General features: G+C 62.0%; 13 protein-coding genes. 7 read left to right on the top strand and 6 right to left on the bottom strand.

Translation table 11 applies throughout. The features are described 5' to 3' along the window. The first annotated feature begins 65 nt into the window (after positions 1–65). Positions 66–1,295: an Mrp/NBP35 family ATP-binding protein gene (locus tag DKK75_RS04890; RefSeq protein WP_110452347.1), complete on the top strand. Its 1,230-nt coding sequence runs from the start codon at positions 66–68 to the stop codon at positions 1,293–1,295. A gap of 85 nt (positions 1,296–1,380) precedes the next feature. On the opposite strand, the gene DKK75_RS04885 is transcribed toward DKK75_RS04890, so the two are convergent. From DKK75_RS04885 to DKK75_RS04865, 5 genes are all read right to left on the bottom strand, one after another. Then, positions 1,381–2,706: an MFS transporter gene (locus tag DKK75_RS04885; protein WP_181414471.1), complete on the bottom strand. Its 1,326-nt coding sequence runs from the start codon at positions 2,704–2,706 to the stop codon at positions 1,381–1,383. A gap of 221 nt (positions 2,707–2,927) precedes the next feature. After that, entirely contained in the window at positions 2,928–4,364 is a 1,437-nt protein-coding gene (glnA, locus tag DKK75_RS04880; RefSeq protein ID WP_045924619.1) for a type I glutamate--ammonia ligase, read from the bottom strand. A gap of 143 nt (positions 4,365–4,507) precedes the next feature. Continuing rightward, the gene (locus DKK75_RS04875; protein WP_110452345.1) at positions 4,508–5,242 is read right to left on the bottom strand and encodes a DUF4191 domain-containing protein; all 735 of its coding nucleotides are present in this window, start codon (positions 5,240–5,242) and stop codon (positions 4,508–4,510) included. Between the two features lie 48 nt (positions 5,243–5,290). Next, positions 5,291–6,778 (bottom strand): dihydrolipoyl dehydrogenase family protein, encoded by a 1,488-nt coding sequence (locus DKK75_RS04870; protein WP_110452344.1) that lies wholly within the window; start codon positions 6,776–6,778, stop codon positions 5,291–5,293. 138 nt (positions 6,779–6,916) lie between these two features. After that, positions 6,917–7,543, bottom strand: a complete 627-nt coding sequence (locus tag DKK75_RS04865; RefSeq protein ID WP_110452343.1) for a DUF3043 domain-containing protein — start codon at positions 7,541–7,543, stop codon at positions 6,917–6,919. Positions 7,544–7,609: 66 nt separating this feature from the next. Between DKK75_RS04865 and DKK75_RS04860 the strand changes: the two genes are divergently transcribed. From DKK75_RS04860 to DKK75_RS08425, 3 genes are all read left to right on the top strand, one after another. Further along, positions 7,610–8,986, top strand: a complete 1,377-nt coding sequence (locus DKK75_RS04860) for a dipeptidase (protein WP_110452342.1) — start codon at positions 7,610–7,612, stop codon at positions 8,984–8,986. Positions 8,987–9,123: 137 nt separating this feature from the next. After that, positions 9,124–9,852 carry an ECF transporter S component gene (locus tag DKK75_RS04855; RefSeq protein WP_375315002.1) on the top strand — a complete coding sequence of 243 codons (729 nt, stop codon included), beginning with the start codon at positions 9,124–9,126 and terminating at the stop codon, positions 9,850–9,852. A 10-nt stretch (positions 9,853–9,862) separates the two neighbouring features. Then, complete coding sequence (locus DKK75_RS08425; RefSeq protein WP_110452341.1) at positions 9,863–12,358, top strand: ATP-binding cassette domain-containing protein; 2,496 nt, start codon at positions 9,863–9,865, stop codon at positions 12,356–12,358. 106 nt (positions 12,359–12,464) lie between these two features. Here the strand turns inward: DKK75_RS08425 and DKK75_RS04845 are convergent, their stop codons facing one another. Further along, on the bottom strand, positions 12,465–13,085 hold the full coding sequence (locus tag DKK75_RS04845; RefSeq protein ID WP_110452340.1) for a superoxide dismutase: 621 nt from the start codon (positions 13,083–13,085) through the stop codon (positions 12,465–12,467). 220 nt (positions 13,086–13,305) lie between these two features. On the opposite strand from DKK75_RS04845, the gene DKK75_RS04840 reads away from it, so the two are divergent. The 3 genes from DKK75_RS04840 to pheT all read left to right on the top strand — a co-directional run bounded on the left by DKK75_RS04840 (position 13,306) and on the right by pheT (position 17,977). Next, entirely contained in the window at positions 13,306–14,226 is a 921-nt protein-coding gene (locus tag DKK75_RS04840; protein ID WP_181414470.1) for a TrmH family RNA methyltransferase, read from the top strand. A gap of 69 nt (positions 14,227–14,295) precedes the next feature. Continuing rightward, complete coding sequence (gene pheS / locus DKK75_RS04835; RefSeq protein ID WP_110452338.1) at positions 14,296–15,363, top strand: phenylalanine--tRNA ligase subunit alpha; 1,068 nt, start codon at positions 14,296–14,298, stop codon at positions 15,361–15,363. A 7-nt stretch (positions 15,364–15,370) separates the two neighbouring features. Further along, on the top strand, positions 15,371–17,977 hold the full coding sequence (pheT, locus tag DKK75_RS04830; protein ID WP_110452337.1) for a phenylalanine--tRNA ligase subunit beta: 2,607 nt from the start codon (positions 15,371–15,373) through the stop codon (positions 17,975–17,977). Positions 17,978–17,992 lie beyond the last annotated feature (15 nt).

Below are 17,992 nucleotides of genomic sequence, written 5' to 3'. Positions count from 1 at the left end.
GACATTCGCAATATCCGACCAGCCGCGCCCTAGCAGCAGGTGGCTGAGCGCGATATGGTGACGGCATGGAACAAGTAGAGCATCGCAAGGAAAGGACCCGGGATCTGGAGGAGCTGCCTCGAAGAATCAAGGGGGAGGTCTATGAGCGGCTCAGCCGGGTCATTGATCCAGAGCTGGGACGGTCCGTCACCGATCTAGGCATGATCACCGACATCATTGTCGAGCCAGCCAGGGACGCCCAGGCCGACTATGAGGTGACCGTCCGGGTGGAGCTGACCATCAAGGGATGCCCGCTGTCGACCACTATCACCAACCAGATAAACGGCACCGTGACCTCCTACCCCCGAGCTCGGCTACGCCCGCATATCGATGTCTCCTCCATGAGCAGGGAGAAGCTGAACAACCTGGTGGCCGACCTCAAGGCCGCCCGGCGCAGCAATCCCTTCTCCAAGCCGGGCGTCGGAACACGCATCTTCGCCATCGCCTCGGGCAAGGGCGGCGTGGGCAAGTCTTCGGTGACCGTCAATCTGGCTGCTACCTTGGCGGCCCTGGGTTATGACACTGCTGCCATTGATGCGGACATCTACGGATTCTCCCTGCCTGGGCTCTTCGGCGTGCACAGCCAGCCCACCAATTTAAACGGCATGCTGATGCCGGTCACCGCCTGGGGGGTCAAGCTGATCTCCATCGGCATGTTTGCCGGGTCGGACCGGGCCATCCTCTGGCGGGGTCCGCGCCTGCAGCGCTCGCTGGAGCAGTTCCTTTCCGATGTCTGGTGGGGGGATCCCGATGTGCTCCTGCTGGATCTGGCCCCAGGCACCGGGGATATGGCCCTGTCCGTGGCCCAGGCCCTGCCCAACAGTCGGCTGATCGTGGTCACCACCCCTCAGCCATCGGCCTCGCAGGTGGCAGTTCGGTCAGGGCTTGTCGCCCTCCAGCTGCCCACCAAGGTTCAGGGTGTGATTGAGAACATGTCCTGGTATGAGCACCATGGGGAGCGGCTGCGCATCTTCGGCCAGGGAGGGGGTCAGCGTGTGGCTGACCAACTGACCCGCGACCTGGGGTATCAGGTGCCCCTGCTGGAGCAGCTGCCCTTGCAGACCGACCTGCGCGAGTCAGGGGAGTCCGGTCGGCCGGCTGTGCTTAGGTCAGATGGCTCTCTGGATGATTCGTCGCTGACCAGACGGTTCGTGGACCTGGCCAAAACGCTGATGGCGGGTTCTGAACCCGGCGATGCCCGTCGGGCCGCCGGTGAGGACCGACTCTCGCAACGAGGACTGACTCTAAAAAGATAGCTCAGTCTGCTGGACGGGCCACGGCGGGTATGTCTTCGAATTAGCTGCCTTCGAGGTTTTAGTCCGGTGCTGTATCTTGTCGAGATTAAGCCGAGGCCGTGCTCTTCTGGCTGGTGATCTGTTGCGAGGGGATAGCCAGGAACCAGGGGACCGCCAGTACCACCAGTCCGATGGCGCACATGGCCAGGAAGGGAATGACCTCGTGTCCCGCTAGGACATAAGAGGCGAACATGGGCCCCACGATGTAGCCCAGGGAGGCGGCCGTGTTGAGCAGGCCGAACATGCGTCCGCTAAACGACGGTCCGGCCAGCTCGGCGGCCACTACTGGCTGGGAGATGCCCATCATGACTTCACCCAGCCCGAAGATGGTGATGCCCAGGGAAGCTACGCTCAGGGCACCGGGAGTGGAATCCAGCCGCAGGCCCAGGACGATGATCACCCAGGCCGCAGCCCAGAAGACCGGCACGGTTCGCAGCAGACGGACATGGTTGGCGTCCTTGAGTCGAGGCAGCAGCACGATGTTCATGATGACCACCGAGAAGGTGTTGACCACGTCCACCACCGACAGGGACCAGCGGGGGATATGCGGATCGGAGATCAGGGTGGTGACCAGGCCGGCGTCGAACTGGGAGTAGCCGAAAAGATCCATGAAGAAAGTTCCCATGGTCAAAAGCGCCATGGAGGCCAGTACTCTTGTTAGAGAACTGGTCCGTCCGCCGAAGGTGCCGTCGACGGTCGCTCTTTCATTGCTGTCTGACGGATTGGCCCTTTGAGCTTGGGTGGTCTTTGTAGATTCCTGGATGACCTCCCGCTCCGCCTGAGCCTTGAGTTCAGCCGTCAACCGGCGCAGCTGCCAGTGTCGTTCGATCACCAGCAGGGACATGCTGAGCAGAGCGAATCCCAGGGCCCTGCCTCCGAAGCCGATGCGATAGAGGAAGTCCTGGCCACCGGCGGCCAGCAGTCCGCCCACCGCCGCTCCAAGACCGATGCCCAGGTTGAGCTCGGCTTGGTTGATGCCGTAGACGATTCGGTGTTGCTCCCTGGTGGAGATCTGCGTCAGAATGCTGGCCCAGGAGGTCTGCATGCCCATTCCCAGGCCCGATACGAAGGCTCCTGCAACTGCTGCCCGGTAGTCGTGGGCCACGGTGAAGATCAGGGGGCCGATGACCGAGAAGATCATGGCCGTGTGCATGGCCAGCCAGGAGGAACGACGGTCCGAGACCCAGCCGATGATGGGGTTGGAGATCAGGGACCCCACCGAGCTGATGGTTACCAGAAGGGCGGCCTCGCTCATGGTGGCGCCCAGGGAATGGGTGGCAAAGAGCAGTTCGATGGGCATGACCAGGCCGATGCCGAAGTTGCACATGAGGTCCACAATGAGCATGGCTCGTAGATATACGGGCAACTCCATGAATTCACGCAGCCAGCGCATCGGTTTCCACCTCCATCGGATCTGTTTTCCTGCCTCTTCTCATTCTGGCCTGACCGCCCGCCGGGATGCCGGGGCTGGCGTGTTGTCGCCAATGGACGGATACCGATGGTCGTGACGATACAAAAAGGCTCGACCCCCCAGTAGAAGGGTCGAGCCCCATGTGGCCTGGCCGGTCAGCCGGCGTCAGTCGTCAGATGGACTCAGATGTGGAAGTAGAGCTCATATTCCAAGGGAGTGGGTGCCAGACGGGTCTGATCCAGCTCGCCGCGCTTCAAGTCCAGCCAGGTCTGGATCAGGTCGTCGGTGAAGACATCGCCCTCGCTTAGGAAGTCGTGATCCTCCTCCAGGGCGTTCAGAGCCTCCTCCAGGGAGCCCGGCACCTGCTTGATCTGGGCATGCTCCTCCGGAGGCAGCTCATAGAGGTCCTTGTCGATGGGGGCCGGCGGCTCAGTGTGGTTGAGGATGCCGTCCAGTCCTGCCATCAGTTGGGCCGAGAAGGCCAGGAAGGGGTTGCAGGAGGGATCGGGGGCGCGGAACTCGATCCGCTTGGCGGCAGGAGAAGTGCCTGCCAGGGGGATGCGGATGGCTGCCGAACGGTTCCGGGCCGAGTAGACCAGGTTGACCGGGGCCTCATAGCCCGGCACCAGCCGCTTGTAGGAGTTGGTGGAGGGGTTGGTAAAGGCCAGAACCGATGAGGCATGTTCAATCAGACCGCCCACATACCAGCGGGCGATGTCGGAAAGTCCGCCGTAGCCATTCTCGTCATAGAAGAGGGGCTTGCCATCTTTCCAAAGGGACTGGTGGCAGTGCATGCCGGTCCCGTTGTCCCCGGCGATGGGCTTGGGCATGAAGGTAGCAGCCTTGCCGGCCAGAGCTGCGGTCTCGTGGACCACGTACTTGTACTTCATCAGGTCGTCGCCTGCATGCAGCAGGGTATTGAAGCGATAATTGATTTCCTGCTGGCCGGCGCCGCCGACTTCATGGTGGGATCGCTCCAGAATCAGTCCAACCTTCTGCAGGTTTGCCACCATGTCGTCGCGAAGGTCCTGATAGTGGTCAATGGGGGGCACAGGGAAATAGCCCTTCTTGACCCGGTTCTTGAAACCGATGTTGTCGGACCCGTCCTCCTCGACGTCCACGCCTGAGTTCCAAGGAGCCTCGATGGAGTCGACCTCGTAGAAGGAGCGCTGCATGCTGTTCTCGAAGCGGACCTTGTCGAAGATGAAGAATTCGGCCTCGGGGGCGAAGGAAGCTGTGTCGGCGATGCCGGTGGACCGCAGGTAGGCCTCGGCCTTGGCGGCGATCTGCCTTGGATCGCGGGAGTAGGGCTCGTCGGTCACCGGGTCCACGATGGAGAAGGCCACATTCAAGGTGCGGTGGCGGCGGAAGGGATCCAGATAGGCTGTTTCAGGATCAGGAATCAGCTTCATATCGGATTCATTGATGGCTTGGAAGCCTTGGACGGAGGAGCCGTCGAAGGCCATGCCGTCTGTGAAGGCGTCCTTGAGGAATTCACTGGCTGGCACGGTGAAGTGCTGCTGGACCCCGATCAGGTCGGTAAACCTGACTGAGACGTATTCCACGCCTTCCTGGTTGATCAGAGCTTCGCAATCGGCCTTTGATTTCAGTTCGCTCACTGAACTGCTCCTTTCGTGGAAACCGTAACGGTCACCCAGTCTAGAGGACCGGTTTTTTCGGCAATGAGCCGCTGAGGTTACGGGGGTGTTTCATGCGAAGGTCCCGGCGCCTCCTTGGGGGAGAAGCCGGGACCTTCAAAACATCAACGTCCGCGCATGGCCTTGCGGCTGACGTGTACCTTGGTCGGATCGATGCCCTTGGGCATTCCCAGAGCGTTTTGCCGCTTTTGCAGGGTGACCAGCCGGTCGTTCAGGGTCTCCAGCTCGGTGGCGGTCAGCTTGGCCTTCTTCTTGAGCACAGTGCGTTGAAGCTTGTTCAACGGAACCTGATCAGGTCCATGCCCCACACTGATCCGGTAAATGGGGATAGCCGATCCGCGGGTGATGCGGCGTATCTTCTCCTCCTCGCGGTTCATGGCCTTATTGACGCGGTTGTAGTCGCCTTCGGCTATCAGATAGACGCCGGTGCGGCCAGTGCCCCTCCAGACCGCATCCTTGGTCTTGGCATCGATCCAGACAGGTTCCTGTGGGAAGGAGAAGCCCGCCTTGGAGATGCTGCTCAGCACGGCGGCTGCAGCGCCCGGGCGGCCGTCCATCCTGGCATAGCCAACCCTGTCTGAGCGTCTGGTCAGGGTCATGGTGGCCAGGAGCAGGCCGACCATTATTCCTAGAAGCACGGTCAGAATCCAGGACAGCCAGCCGAAGTGGGCCAGCAGGCAGATCGCCACAGCTATCAGCGTCGGCACCAGGATGGCCGCGGCCAGCAGCCAGGGAAGGGCCTTGTCCTCCTCGTAAGTGAATCGGAAGATCTTGACGATCTGGCTGATCGTGCTGGTCTTCTTTTTTGCCTTTTTGCCCTTAGCGTCCTCTGTAGCCATGCCATCCTCACTTGGAAACGTTCACTGGTTGACCAGTCTACCGCATGCCTAGCGCATGTTCAGAGGTCTGCCGTCAGCCTTAAGCAGGGCCTCTCCAATGGCTTCGGAGAAGGTGGGATGGGGGTGGATGAGCCCGGCCGCCCGGTGCAGGGGGATCTGGTTGCCTACCAGCTGCTGGGCCTCGGCGATGTTCTCGGATGCTTGAGGCGAGACCATCTCCAGGCCGACGACCATCTGCTGTTCCATATCTGTGGCTGGGCAGGCGGTGACCAGGCTGAGGGTGCCTTGCAGACCGCTCATGCGCATGCGCGAGTTGGCCATCATGGGGTAGACGGTCTCTCTTACCTGGTTCAAAGATGGATCGTCCTCGGCCTCCTGGCGGCTGAAGCCCACGGCTGCGGCTTGGGGGGAGGAGAAGACCACGCGCGGGATGGTGGCTTCGTTGACCGGCTCTGGATCCAGCCCGGAGGCGGCCTCGGCCAGGGTGATGCCCTGTTGGAAGGCCCTATGGGCCAGATGGTGCCCCGGAGTGATGTCGCCCAGGGCCCAGACCCTGTCGCGGCTGGTGCGTCCCTGGGAGTCGGTCAGAACCTGGCCTTGCTCGTCCAAGTCGATGCCCAGCTCCTTCATCTGCTTGGCATCGGTGTTGGGATCTCTGCCGATGGCTACCAGGACCAGATCGGTTTTGATTCGTCCCTCCTGGCCTTTGTCGTCGGATGGCTGGTAGTCGACCTGAATGCCCTCGTCTGAAGGCAGACGATGACCTCCTGAACAACGGGCATGGGTAATGATCCGGATTCCCTGGCGCGCCAGCTCCCGTGTCAAGATCTGGCCGATCCGCCGACCCCAGTGGGAGAGCACCCGGTCCCGTCTGACCATCAGGGTCACCTGGCTGCCGGCTTGATTCCAAATAGTGGCGAATTCAAGGGCCACCGCGCCTGAACCGATAATCAGTGCTCGGCGGGGGAAGGGTTTGAGGGTCAGAGCCCGGTCGGTGTCGATGACCAGATCATCGAAGGGGAGCTCTTCCAGAGCCCTGGCATGAGATCCAGTAGCCAGAATGGTGTCGCAGGTGGTCAGACGGGTTCGCTGGCCGTCAGAAGAGGCCACCTCCACCAGACCATCGCCTACGATGCTGCCGCGACCGTGCATGACTGTGATGCCACGCTGCTTTAGCAGGCTCGCCAAGCCGCCGGTCATGGCATCCACCATCTGATCCTGGTAATCCTGGAGCTTCTGGTAGTCGATGTTAGCCGACTCAATATTGATGCCCATGGTGGTTCCGAGATTCGCCTGTTCGAGAACCTGGGTGGCGGTCAGCAGTGCCTTGGTAGGGATGCATCCCCGGTTCAGGCAGACGCCGCCTACCACAGGGTCCTGCTCGACAAGGGCCACACGCCCGCCCAGCTCTGCTGTGCGAAGGGCCGTGGAATATCCGCCGGGTCCGGATCCGATGATGATCGTGTCGTATTGGCGCTCGTTGGGATCCCAAGGGTCCAGTGACCCTTTGCCGGGTTGATTGTTCTCTTGCTGCATAGCATTCATGCTAGCCGTGCCGGCTGGGAGAATGAAGATCATCCGCAGAATGCGGAGTGAATACGAATACCGCCCGGAGCCCAAGGGCGCCGAGCGGTATGACCGACCCTCAGGCCGGAATGCAAGGACGATTGACTGTCAGTCGGGCCAGTGCCCGCGCTTGCTCTGCTTGGGCTTAGGAACCCGCCAGCGCCGGACCATCATGGCCCGCTGCCAGGCGTAGGAGGCTGAGCGTGAACCCTTGGCCACCGAGCGCTCGCCGAACTTGTCGATCAGCAGGCGCTTGAGTTTGCGCCACATCAGCCAGGTGTCGACCAGGGCTACGATCAGATAGCCGTATAGAAGGATGGTCACCACCATGGTGAAAGTGGCATAATGCTGCGGGCCTACGAACATGCCCAGCAGTGTAGCCACGAACATGAGAATGATGGCTGGGAAGATCCATTCCAGCAAATTGAATCGGGCATCCACATAGTCGCGAATGTAGATCCTCCAAGGCAGGCGCTCCGACCTGGGCATGTGGTCGATGTCGCCGGTCCTCATGGCCTCGTACTGGGCATCCTCGCGGGCTCGAATCCGCGCTTTGGCAGCCTTGCGAGAGGCCTTGCGGTCCTTGGGTACCAGAGGGCGCAGGTTCCGGGCCTCAGCCTGTTTGCGCTTTGGTGTGGGGCGTCCCTTGCCTCGTACATCCTCCGCAGAGGACGTCTGGTCCGCCTCAGCCTCTTTATCCCGACGATCCTTGCGTGAGAAGGGGTTCCATGTCATGCGAACAGGTTACGGTGACGCCTAGACTCGCAAGCATTGATTTGCAAGCAATCACAGGAGGTAGCGATGGCAAAACTGGGCCTGGAGACGATTCGCACCCGCGTTCAAGATGATAGAAGCCGGGTAGTCGATCTGCTTAAGGACAAGATTGCTCTGGCCTCGGTCTCTGCCAAGGGAATCACCGGGGACCACATGCGGCGCTCGGCCGAATATGTGGCCGGACAGCTCCGCAAGGTGGGCGTGGACACCCGGGTGGTCCAGGCCACCAACCCTGACGGGACTCCGGGCGCCTTCGAGGTCATCGGATCCCGGCAAGTGGATGCCAATGCTCCGACCGTCCTGCTCTATGCCCACCACGATGTGCAGCCGGTGCCCGACCCCTCCCAGTGGTCCACTGACCCCTTTACCGGCGTGGAGAAGGAGGGACGGCTTTACGGACGTGGATCCGCTGACGACGGCGGCGGTATTGCCATCCACTCGGGTGCCCTGCATGCCTTGGATAAGGACCTGCGCGTCAATGTCAAGGTCTTCATCGAAGGGGAGGAGGAGATGGGCTCACGCAGCTTCATCCCCTTCCTCCAGGCTCATCGGGATGACTTCGCCTCGGATCTGATCATCGTGGCCGACTCGGGCAACTGGTCGGCGGATACCCCAAGCTTGACCACTTCCCTGCGAGGGAATGCGGACCTGGATGTCACGGTCACCGTCCTGGAGCACCCGGTCCATTCCGGGCAGTTCGGCGGGCCCATTCTGGATGCCAACACTCTGGCCGCCATGCTGATTGCCTCCATGTATGACGACCAGGGCCAACTGGCGGTGCCTGGCCTGGAGGGCGGCCAGCCCATCGGCGGCCTGCAGCGTGACCTGGACCAGGCCCAGCTGCGTGCTGATGCAGGCGTGGTGGACTCCTACCGACTGGCTGGAACCGACTCCCTGGCCTCCCGGCTCTGGACCAAGCCAGCCGCGGCGGTGATAGGCTTCGATGCGCACCCTGTGGAGGGTTCCTTCAACGTGCTGACCGACAAAACCCGCTTCCGCATTTCCCTGCGCACTGCGCCCACCCAGCGGCCCGAGCAGGCCGTGCAGGCCTTGGCTGATTTTTTGATCGCCCATGCCCCTCATGGGGCCAGAGTGGAGGTCACCCCTAGCGACTTGGGCATGGGATGGGCCATGGATGCCGACAGCCCGGTGGTCAAGCAGGCCGAGGAGGCCATGCGACAGGCCTTTGGACACGACCCGGTCAACAAGGGCGAGGGCGGATCCATCCCCTTCATCCCCGAGCTCAAGCGGCTCTTCCCTGAGGCCCAGGTCCTGGTGACCGGCCCCGAGGATCCCCAGTCCAACGCCCACAGCCCGAACGAGTCCATCTCTCTGCAGGGGCTGGTCGACAACATCATCACCGAGGCCCTCCTGTTGGATTCCCTGGGCGAACTTCAGAACTGACTTTTGGCCATCGCATGTTCTAGGATGGCAGGTGACACGGGGGCCGTATGCCTAAGGGCGTGCGGCTGAGAGGAGGCTTAGCCTCAACCGGACGAACGTTTACCGGGCAATGCCGGCGCACGGATGTCACTGGACCCGTGCCTGAACGGGATGGCGCTCATAGGGAGCGCTCCGAGGAAAGGCACAAGATCATGACCGATGGTCATTTCATGAACAATACTGTTTCCGGATCAGAACCGGAGTCTGCGCGGACTCCCGTCGAAGTCAGAGGCCCATCCAGACGGTGGAGGGTGGTGGATATTGCCGTCGCCTCGGTCATCGGGGTCGCTTCCGCCGTCATCTACTGGGTGGTCGCCATGGTGACTACTATTCCCTGGTCCTTCCTGGACGGGGTTGTGCCCGGTCTGGGCGGCATTCTTAACGGTCTCTATCTGTTTGCCGGCCCCTTGGCCTCGGTCATCGTGCGTAAGCCGGGTGCAGCCGTCTATGCTGAACTGGTCGCCGCCATCCTGGAGTCATTGCTGGGCAGTCTTTGGGTTCCTGTGGAGACCATGCTGATCGGTCTGCTTCAAGGCTTCATGGCTGAGCTGGTCTTCATGCTGCTGCGCTACCGCCGCTGGAGCATGAAGACGGCGGCGCTCTCTGGTGCCGCCGCTGGTTTCGGCTGCTGGCTGTACTCCTTCTGCACACACCTGCAGGCCATCAGTCTGACCGGTCCCTATGGACTGATTTATTTGATTGCCACTTTGATTTCTGGCGCATTGATCGCAGGAGTGCTGGTCTGGTACCTCTACAAGTCCATCGCCGCCACCGGGGCCTTGGACCGTTTCGCATCCGGCCGCGATGTTCGCACGGCCGGGAAGTAGAGGTCCGGGCGTGGATCAGTGCATCCAGGACAATCCCTACCGGCCCGCGTCCTTGGAATTGCGCGGCTGGGGTTATCGGCATGCCTATCGCAACCACTTTGCTGTCAGGGATCTTTCCTTGAGCGTTCCTGCAGGTCAGCGGGTTCTGCTGCTGGGAGCCTCTGGAATCGGCAAGTCGACCATTCTCGAGGGTGTGGCCGGACTGCTGGGCGATCATGCCCCGCAAGCCGGTCAGAACCAGGTTGAGGACGATGAGGGCGGAGTGACCCGAGGCCAGGTCCTGATTGACGGCAATCCTGCCGCATCCAGCCGGGGACGTGTGGGCCTGGTCCTGCAGGATCCGGATGCGCAGGCCATCTTTCAGCGGCTGGGCGACAACGTGGCCTTCGGGCCCGAGAACATGGGGCTGCCCCGGGAGGAGATCTGGCCACGGGTGCGGCAGGCTATGGCTGAGGTGGGTCTGGCCGATCTGCAGCTGACCCGATCCACCTTGCATCTGAGCGGAGGGCAGATGCAACGTCTGGCTCTGGCTGGCGCCCTGGCCATGCAGCCTGGACTGCTCTTGCTGGATGAGCCCACGGCCAATTTGGATCCGGTCGGTGTCGAGCAGATTGTCGGCGCTGTCAGGAAGGTCCTGGAACGGCAAGGCTCCACTATGATTCTGGTCGAGCACCGGGCAGGGCCTTGGATGGACATGATCGACCGGGTCATCGTGCTTGGGCTGGGAGAGGTTGAAGGCGGCACAGGAGGATCGGGTGCCTCGGCCTATCGCAGGACTGTGATCATGGCCGACGGCAGCCCTGAGGAGGTCTTCACTGATCCTGGGCTGGACCTGGCCTCCCTGGGTATCTGGGTCCCTGAGGCCTTTAGGAGCGCCGGGGATTCAATCCCTGAGCTTGGATATGACCGGGTCCGGTCCGGGCAATCCGGTTCCGGTCAGGATGATCATCCCGTCCTGCTGGCTGCACGGGATCTGGCGGTGGGCCGTCAGGGCCGGGCGGTTGCCGAGCACATCGATCTGGAATTCAGAGCTGGGCAGGTCACTGCCCTGGTAGGAGCCAACGGGGCGGGCAAATCCACGCTGGCTATGACCCTGGCTGGTCTGCTGGAGCCCGTGGCTGGTTCGGTTCTTGCCCAGGATCGCCTGCTTCGGGGGTCCCAGGGAGGAACGCCTACGGAGCCCGATCCCATTCGATGGACGTCATCTCAGCTGGCGGCGCGCATCGCCTATGTCTTTCAGAATCCTGAGCATCAATTCGCCCGGGGCACGGTCATTGATGAGGTCAAGCTGGCTCCCATCCGTACCGGCATGACCGAGGACCAGGCCCAGGATCGCGCCTTGGAGCTGCTGAGCCGCTTCAGCCTGAGGCAGTATGCACGTGCTAACCCTTACACGCTCTCCGGCGGCGAGAAGCGGCGGCTGACCGTGGCTTCGGCTCTGGCTGCTGCGCCGCAGGTGCTGATTCTTGACGAGCCCACTTTCGGGCAGGACAGGAACACCTGGGTCAGCATGGCCCAGCTGATTGCGGACCTGCGCGACCAAGGAGCATGCATCGTTCTGGTCACCCATGACCGGGAGCTGGTCCAGGCCTTGGACGCCCGCCTAGTGGAGATGACGCCCCTAGGAGACCAGAAGACCGTCTGGCCTGCAGCTGGGTCAAATCCGCAGACTCGCCACCAGGCTGTTGCCGCCAGACTGACCGTCACGCCCATGGATCAGCGGGACGAGCCGGTCAAGCCGGCCAGCAGATCGCCCTATATAGCCTCCATCAATCCGGCCTTCCGTCTGATTGGGGCTTTTCTGGCAGCTTTGCCCCTGCTGATCAGCCTGGACCCGGTCTCGGCCACGACGGCCCTGATCCTGGAGTTCCTGCTGCTGGGCGCGGCAGGCTTTACGCCTCTGCGTGTGGTCAGATCCACCTGGCCCATCTTCCTGGGGGCGCCCGGCTCGGCCCTGGCGATCATCCTCTATGGCAAGAGCGGCGGCGCCACCTTCTGGCAATGGGGAATGATCCACATCACCCAGCGGTCCCTGGACCTGGCCTTGGCTACGGCGCTGCGGATTTTGGCCATCGGAATCCCCGCCATCATCACGGTTCTTGGAATAGACGCCACCGACCTGGCTGATGCCTTCAGCCAGGTGCTCCATCTGCCTGATCGCTTCGTCTACGGGGGGCTGGCGGGTATGCGGCTCTTCACTGTTCTCAAGGACGACTGGTCGGCCCTGACCGCCTCGCGCCGCAGCCGTGGACTGGGTGACGAAAATCATTTCAAGGCTTTCATGCCCCAGGCTTTCGCTCTGCTGGTTCTGTCCATCAGGCGTTCGACGACCTTGGCCACGGCCATGGAGGCTCGCGGATTCGGCGGCAGCACGCCGCGCACCCATGCCAGGGTCTCCCAGGTCAGACCACGTGATGCGGGCTTCCTGCTCATCTGCCTGGCTGTGCCCGCGATCTCCCTGACCATGGCTGCCATGACAGGCTCCATCGCCTTCTTCGGCAACTGACTGCCAGGAGTTCCGACAGACTCCAGACATGGACAGACCCCGGTCTTTCCTCTCCCGCAGAGGTGGGGAAGGCCGGGGTCTGCCAGTGGTTGGAAGCGCTGGTCTTTTACCTAGCCAGAGTGGTGTTGATGTTGCGCACCTCGTCGAAGCGCTTGGAGGCATCCTCCCAGTTGACGATGTGCCACCAGGCCTTGACGTAGCTGGCCCGGTCGTTCTGGTACTCCAGGTAGTAGGCATGCTCCCAGAGGTCCAGCAGAACCAGTGGGAAGATGGTGACGGGCAGGTTGCCCTGGTGGTCGTACATCTGCAGGGTGACCAGGCGCTCGCCCAGGGTATCCCAGGCCAGGACGGCCCAGCCGGAGCCCTGGATGCCGGCGCACATGGACTCGAAGTAGGTCTGGAAGCCCTGGAAGGACCCGAACTGGTCCTCGATGGCGGCCTTGAGCTCGCCAGTGGGCTCCTGGCCATCGGCCGGGGCCATGTTCTTCCAGAAGATGGAGTGGTTCTTGTGCCCGGCCAGGTTGAATGCCAGGTTCTTCTCCAGCAGGTTGGACTGAGCCACGTTGCCGGACTCGGCCGCGTCGTGGATCTGTTCAAGGGCTTTGTTGGCCCCGTTTACATAAGCCTGATGGTGCTTGTCATGATGCAGCTCCATGATCTTGCCGGACACGTACGGCTCCAGTGCCGAGTAGTCGTAGGGCAGATCGGGAAGTGTGTATACGGGCATATCGTCTCCTCACAATGATTCTGGACAATCCAGATGTGCGATGGTCGGTCTGCGCCATACCAGCGACGGATGTGGTCGACCCGACCAGTCCTTTAACCCTAGCCTTTTGTCCGGTGAGCACAAGGGGTGCAGACCTTCCTTTCAGTGAACTTTCCCACAGATGCTGGCTCATTGAGGTCCGATCGCAGGGCTCTCGGCTGCCGGGGCTAGAGTTATGCCCATGCCCTTTGATGATTCCCTTCTTGACAATCCCCGTGCCCAACGAATTCGTCGTTTGGCTGAACTACAGGATCGGCGGGCCCGGCAGCGTCATGGCCGCTTCCTGATAGAGGGACCGCAGAGCGTGCGCGAGGCGGTCCGCTGGCGTCCTGATCTACTGACTGACCTTTATGTTCAAGCGGATGAATCCTCTTCTGCATCCCAGAGCGGTCATCCTCGTCCACTCAACGAGACCGTGGGTGCCATCATGCAACAGGCCCGGGATCTGCCTGACTGCTATGGGCACTTCGTCTCCTCCCGAGTCATGCATGCCGTCAGTGGCAACGCCCAGGGAATCCTGGCCCAGGCGCGTACTGACGGATTTCTGGCTCAGCCGAAGGACCTTGATGATTCCCGGCGTCTGACAGGGGAGAGCTTCGACCTGGTGGCGGCCTTCTGGCAGATCCGTGATCCAGGCAATGCGGGAACTGTCATTCGCGCCGCTGATGCTGCCGGCTGCCGGGCGGTCATTCTGGTGGACCAGTGCGTGGAACCCGCCAATCCCAAGGTCATTCGCTCCACAGCAGGTTCGGCCTTTCACATACCTCTGATGACCATGGGCACAGAGGACTTCCTGACCCTGTGCAGACGGCAGGGCCGGACCATGGTGGCGGCCGATGTCTATGGCACGCCGGACAAACCCGTCAGCTCCCTAACTGATTTGATGGCGAGCGATACCCTAGCCAAGCCAGACTCGACACGTCAGCCCACGGTCTTGCTCTTCGGCAATGAGGCACGCGGACTGCCCAATGAGCTGCTGCAATCCATGGATCAGATTGTCCGCATCCCTATTTATGGGCGGGCTGAATCCCTCAACCTGGCTACCTCGGCGGCAGTGCTGCTCTACGCCATGGCCATGTCGAGTCGTATTGAAAGAATGTGAAGGCGTCAACGACCGGGATTTCCGCTGATTTGCGGCCCGGACACGGCAATGGCAACAGTGGAAAGGTCCATGGTGGCACAGGTAGAATTCGACCCCGCGGCGATGACCGACGAGGTCCACGAGGGCATCGAAAGGATTCTCGAGGCCTCCGATCTGGAGGAGCTGAAAGCAGTCAAAGCCAGATATGCGGGAACAGGTTCAGCCCTGGCCGGATCCGGCCGGATCATTGGAACGCTTCCAGCGGATCAGAAGAAGACCGCCGGGCGTCTGGCAGGCAAGCTCAAGGCTGATTTCGGCCGTGCCTATGGGCTCAAGGAGCGGCAGTTGCGCCAGGAGGAGGAGTCCCGTCGCCTGGCTGCCGAGCAGGTGGATATGACCCTGCCGGTCAACCGCCGTCCCCAGGGAGCCCGTCACCCTCTGTCCAAGCTCATGGAGGACGTGGAGGACTTCTTCGTCTCCATGGGTTGGAGCATCGCCCAGGGCCCCGAGCTTGAGGCCGAGTGGTACAACTTCGATGCCCTCAACTTCGGCCCTGATCACCCTGCCCGCCAAATGCAGGACACCTTCTACGTCAAGGGCAGCCAGGCCAGGGATGCCGCCGGTTTCGTCGGATCCAACATGGTCATGCGCACCCATACCTCGCCCGACCAGGCCCGTTCCCTGATAACCCGCGGCGTGCCGCTCTACGTGGCCTGCACGGGCAGGGTCTTCCGCACTGACGAACTGGATGCCACCCATACCCCGGTCTTCCACCAGTGCGAGGCCATCGCCGTCGATGAACACCTGACCATGGCCGATCTCAAGGGCACCTTGGATAAGCTCGCCGTAGCCATGTTCGGTCCCGAGGCCCGGACCAGACTGCGTCCCTCATACTTCCCGTTCACCGAACCCAGCGCCGAGATGGATCTCTGGTTCCCCGACAAGAAGGGTGGGCCCGGATGGATCGAATGGGGAGGCTGCGGCATGGTCAACCCCAACGTTCTGAGGTCGGCCGGCGTGGACCCGCAGCGCTACTCGGGCTTCGCCTTCGGCGTGGGCATGGAGCGCACCCTGCTTCTGCGCCACGACATCAACGATATGCACGACCTGGTCGAAGGCGACGTGCGGTTCAGCCAGCAGTTCGAGATGGGGGAGTGACCGTCAGATGCCAATGGTAGATATCGACTGGCTCAAGGAGCATGTGCAGGTCCCTGAGGATCTGACCTATGAACAACTGGCCAAGGATCTGGTCCGGGTTGGTCTGGAGGAAGAGGACATTCATCAGTCCACGGTGACCGGCCCCATCGTGGTCGGCTATGTGGTGGATGCCAAGCCTGAACCTCAGAAGAACGGCAAGACCATCAACTGGTGCCATGTGGATGTGGGCGAGCAGTACAACGCCGTGGACGACCAGGGCCGAAAGGTGCCTCGGGGCATCGTCTGCGGGGCTCCCAACATGGCTCCTGGCGAAAAGGTGGTGGTGACCCTGCCGGGGGCCGTCCTGCCTGGGGACTTCCGCATCGAACCCCGCAAGACCTACGGTCATATTTCGGACGGCATGTGCGCCTCCGAGCGTGAGCTGGGGCTGGGCTCAGATCATCGGGGCATCATCCTGCTGCGCAATTACGGGTTCACCCCCGAGCAGTATGAGCAGCTCAAACCAGGGGACGATGCCATGGCCCTGCTGCATATGAACAAGCCTGTCCTTGAGATCAACATCACCCCTGACCGTGGCTACGCCTTCTCCTACCGGGGGGTTGCTCGTGAATACCACCACTCCACAGGCGCTAAGTACACGGATCCGGTGATTGAGCTGAACAAGACGGTGCCTGCCTCTGCAGCTCAAGAGGATCAAGCTCCGCTGGCCGTGCATGTTGAGGACGATAACCCTATTCATGGTCAGCCCGGTTGCGACCGCTACTATCTGCGTGCTCTGACCGGGTGCGATCCTAAGACTGCCACTCCCAGCTGGATGCGTCGACGGCTGGTGCGGGCCGGCATGCGCTCCATCAGCCTGCCGGTGGACATCACCAACTACGTCATGCTGGATCTGGGCCAGCCCCTGCACGCCTACGATCTGGACAAGCTCAGCGGGCCCATCGTGGTCCGCAGGGCCAGGCAGGGCGAGCGCCTGACCACACTGGACGGCAAGGATCGCGAACTCAGCACCGAGGATCTGCTCATCACTGACTCGCCCGAGGGCCAAGAGGGTTCCCGCATTCTGGGGCTGGCCGGAGTCATGGGCGGTCTGTACGGAGAGGTGACCGATCAGACGCAGAACATTCTGATTGAGTCCGCTCACTTCGACCAGGTGACCATCGCCCGGACCGCCCGTCGTCACAAGCTGCCCTCGGAAGCCTCCAAGCGCTTTGAGCGTGGGGTCGACCCGCAGATGCAGCCGGCCGCCGCAGCTATGGCCGCTGACCTGCTGCATCGCCTTGCCGGTGGTCAGGATCTGGATGCTCCGCTGGATATGGATCAGACCAAGCCCATGCCAGTTATCGACTTTGCCGTCAGCGAGGTGGCCAGGCTAACTGGACTGGACGTGGAACCCCAGCGCATTGTGGCCATTTTGCGTGATATCGGCTGTACAGTCCAAGGTGATCCAGCCGATCGGCTTTCGGTGACCCCGCCAACCTGGAGGCCCGACCTGGGCGAGGGCTGCGACCTGGTCGAGGAGGTGGCCCGCCTGGTGGGCTATGACCGCATTCCCGTCACGGTGCCATCGCCCAAGGTGTCAGGTGCGGTTGGCCTGACTGATCGTCAGCAGCGCCGTCGCTGGGTGGCCGACACTCTGGCCGAGTACGGGCTGACCGAGGTCCTGGATTATCCATTCGTCGGCGACAATGATTTTAAGGCCTTCAGCATGGACGCTGATGAGGTTCATGTCAACAGCGTGGAGCTGGCCAACCCCATGGCCGCAGACAGGCCCTATCTGCGGCAGAGCCTGTTGCTGCCGCTGGCCAACACCGTGGAGCGCAACCTGAGACGTGGCAACACGGATGTGCGTCTTTTTGAGATCGGCTATGTCTTCCGTCGCGACCCCAAGGCTCCTGCCGTGCCCACCCTTCCGGGCGGCGTGCGGCCCAGCGACGAGGATCTGGCTCGTCTCGACCAGGGACTGCCAGGGCAGCGGCTGCATGTGGCGGCCCTGTTGACCGGCCACGCTCAGGAGGATGGCTGGCTCAAGGACAGCAGGGATGTGGACTGGACTGATGCGGTCGAATCAGCTCGTCGGGTCTTGAACAGGCTCGGATCTGCCTATCGGCTGGAGCAGCCGTCGGCCGAGCAGGTGCCCGACCAGTGGCATCCGGGCCGTACCGCTAGGCTGGTTCTCAATGACGGCACGCTTATCGGTATGGTGGGCGAGCTGCATCCCCGTGTTGATCAGGCTCTGGGCTTCCCTGCCCACTCAGCCGCCTTCGAGCTGAGTCTGGATTCGGTGCTTGACCATCTGGACTATAGCCCCCTGCAGGCCAAACCGGTATCGACCTTCCCGCCGGTTCATCAGGATCTGGCCTTTACTGTGCCTGACACGGTTTCTGCCGCCGACCTGACTTCCGCCATCAGAGAAGCGGCAGGGTCTAGTCTGGAATGCATCGAGCTGTTCGACGTCTTCACTGGCGATCAGATCGGTGAGCATGCAAAATCGCTGGCCTTCGCAGTCACCTTCCGCGCCCCGGACCGTACCTTAACGTCCGAGGACAGTGAGTCCCTGCGCAAAGCCATCGTTGACAAGACTGCGGGTCTGGGCGCCGTACTGCGCGCTTGACCGGTCATCAAAAGG

This window comes from Bifidobacterium asteroides (assembly GCF_003202695.1).
Lineage (GTDB): Bacteria > Actinomycetota > Actinomycetes > Actinomycetales > Bifidobacteriaceae > Bombiscardovia > Bombiscardovia asteroides_G.
Note: the sequence above shows the minus strand (reverse complement) of the source record. Positions and strands in the feature narration are given on the sequence as shown.

Excerpts from the sequence above, each read along its gene's own strand:
- DKK75_RS04890 (WP_110452347.1), top strand. The coding sequence starts at position 66 with ATGGAACAAGTAGAGCATCGCAAGGAAAGGACCCGGGATCTGGAGGAG.
- DKK75_RS04885 (WP_181414471.1), bottom strand. The coding sequence starts at position 2,706 with ATGGAGTTGCCCGTATATCTACGAGCCATGCTCATTGTGGACCTCATG.
- DKK75_RS04875 (WP_110452345.1), bottom strand. The coding sequence starts at position 5,242 with ATGGCTACAGAGGACGCTAAGGGCAAAAAGGCAAAAAAGAAGACCAGC.
- DKK75_RS04870 (WP_110452344.1), bottom strand. The coding sequence starts at position 6,778 with ATGCAGCAAGAGAACAATCAACCCGGCAAAGGGTCACTGGACCCTTGG.
- DKK75_RS04865 (WP_110452343.1), bottom strand. The coding sequence starts at position 7,543 with ATGACATGGAACCCCTTCTCACGCAAGGATCGTCGGGATAAAGAGGCT.
- DKK75_RS04860 (WP_110452342.1), top strand. The coding sequence starts at position 7,610 with ATGGCAAAACTGGGCCTGGAGACGATTCGCACCCGCGTTCAAGATGAT.
- DKK75_RS04845 (WP_110452340.1), bottom strand. The coding sequence starts at position 13,085 with ATGCCCGTATACACACTTCCCGATCTGCCCTACGACTACTCGGCACTG.
- DKK75_RS04840 (WP_181414470.1), top strand. The coding sequence starts at position 13,306 with ATGCCCTTTGATGATTCCCTTCTTGACAATCCCCGTGCCCAACGAATT.
- pheS (WP_110452338.1), top strand. The coding sequence starts at position 14,296 with ATGGTGGCACAGGTAGAATTCGACCCCGCGGCGATGACCGACGAGGTC.
- pheT (WP_110452337.1), top strand. The coding sequence starts at position 15,371 with ATGCCAATGGTAGATATCGACTGGCTCAAGGAGCATGTGCAGGTCCCT.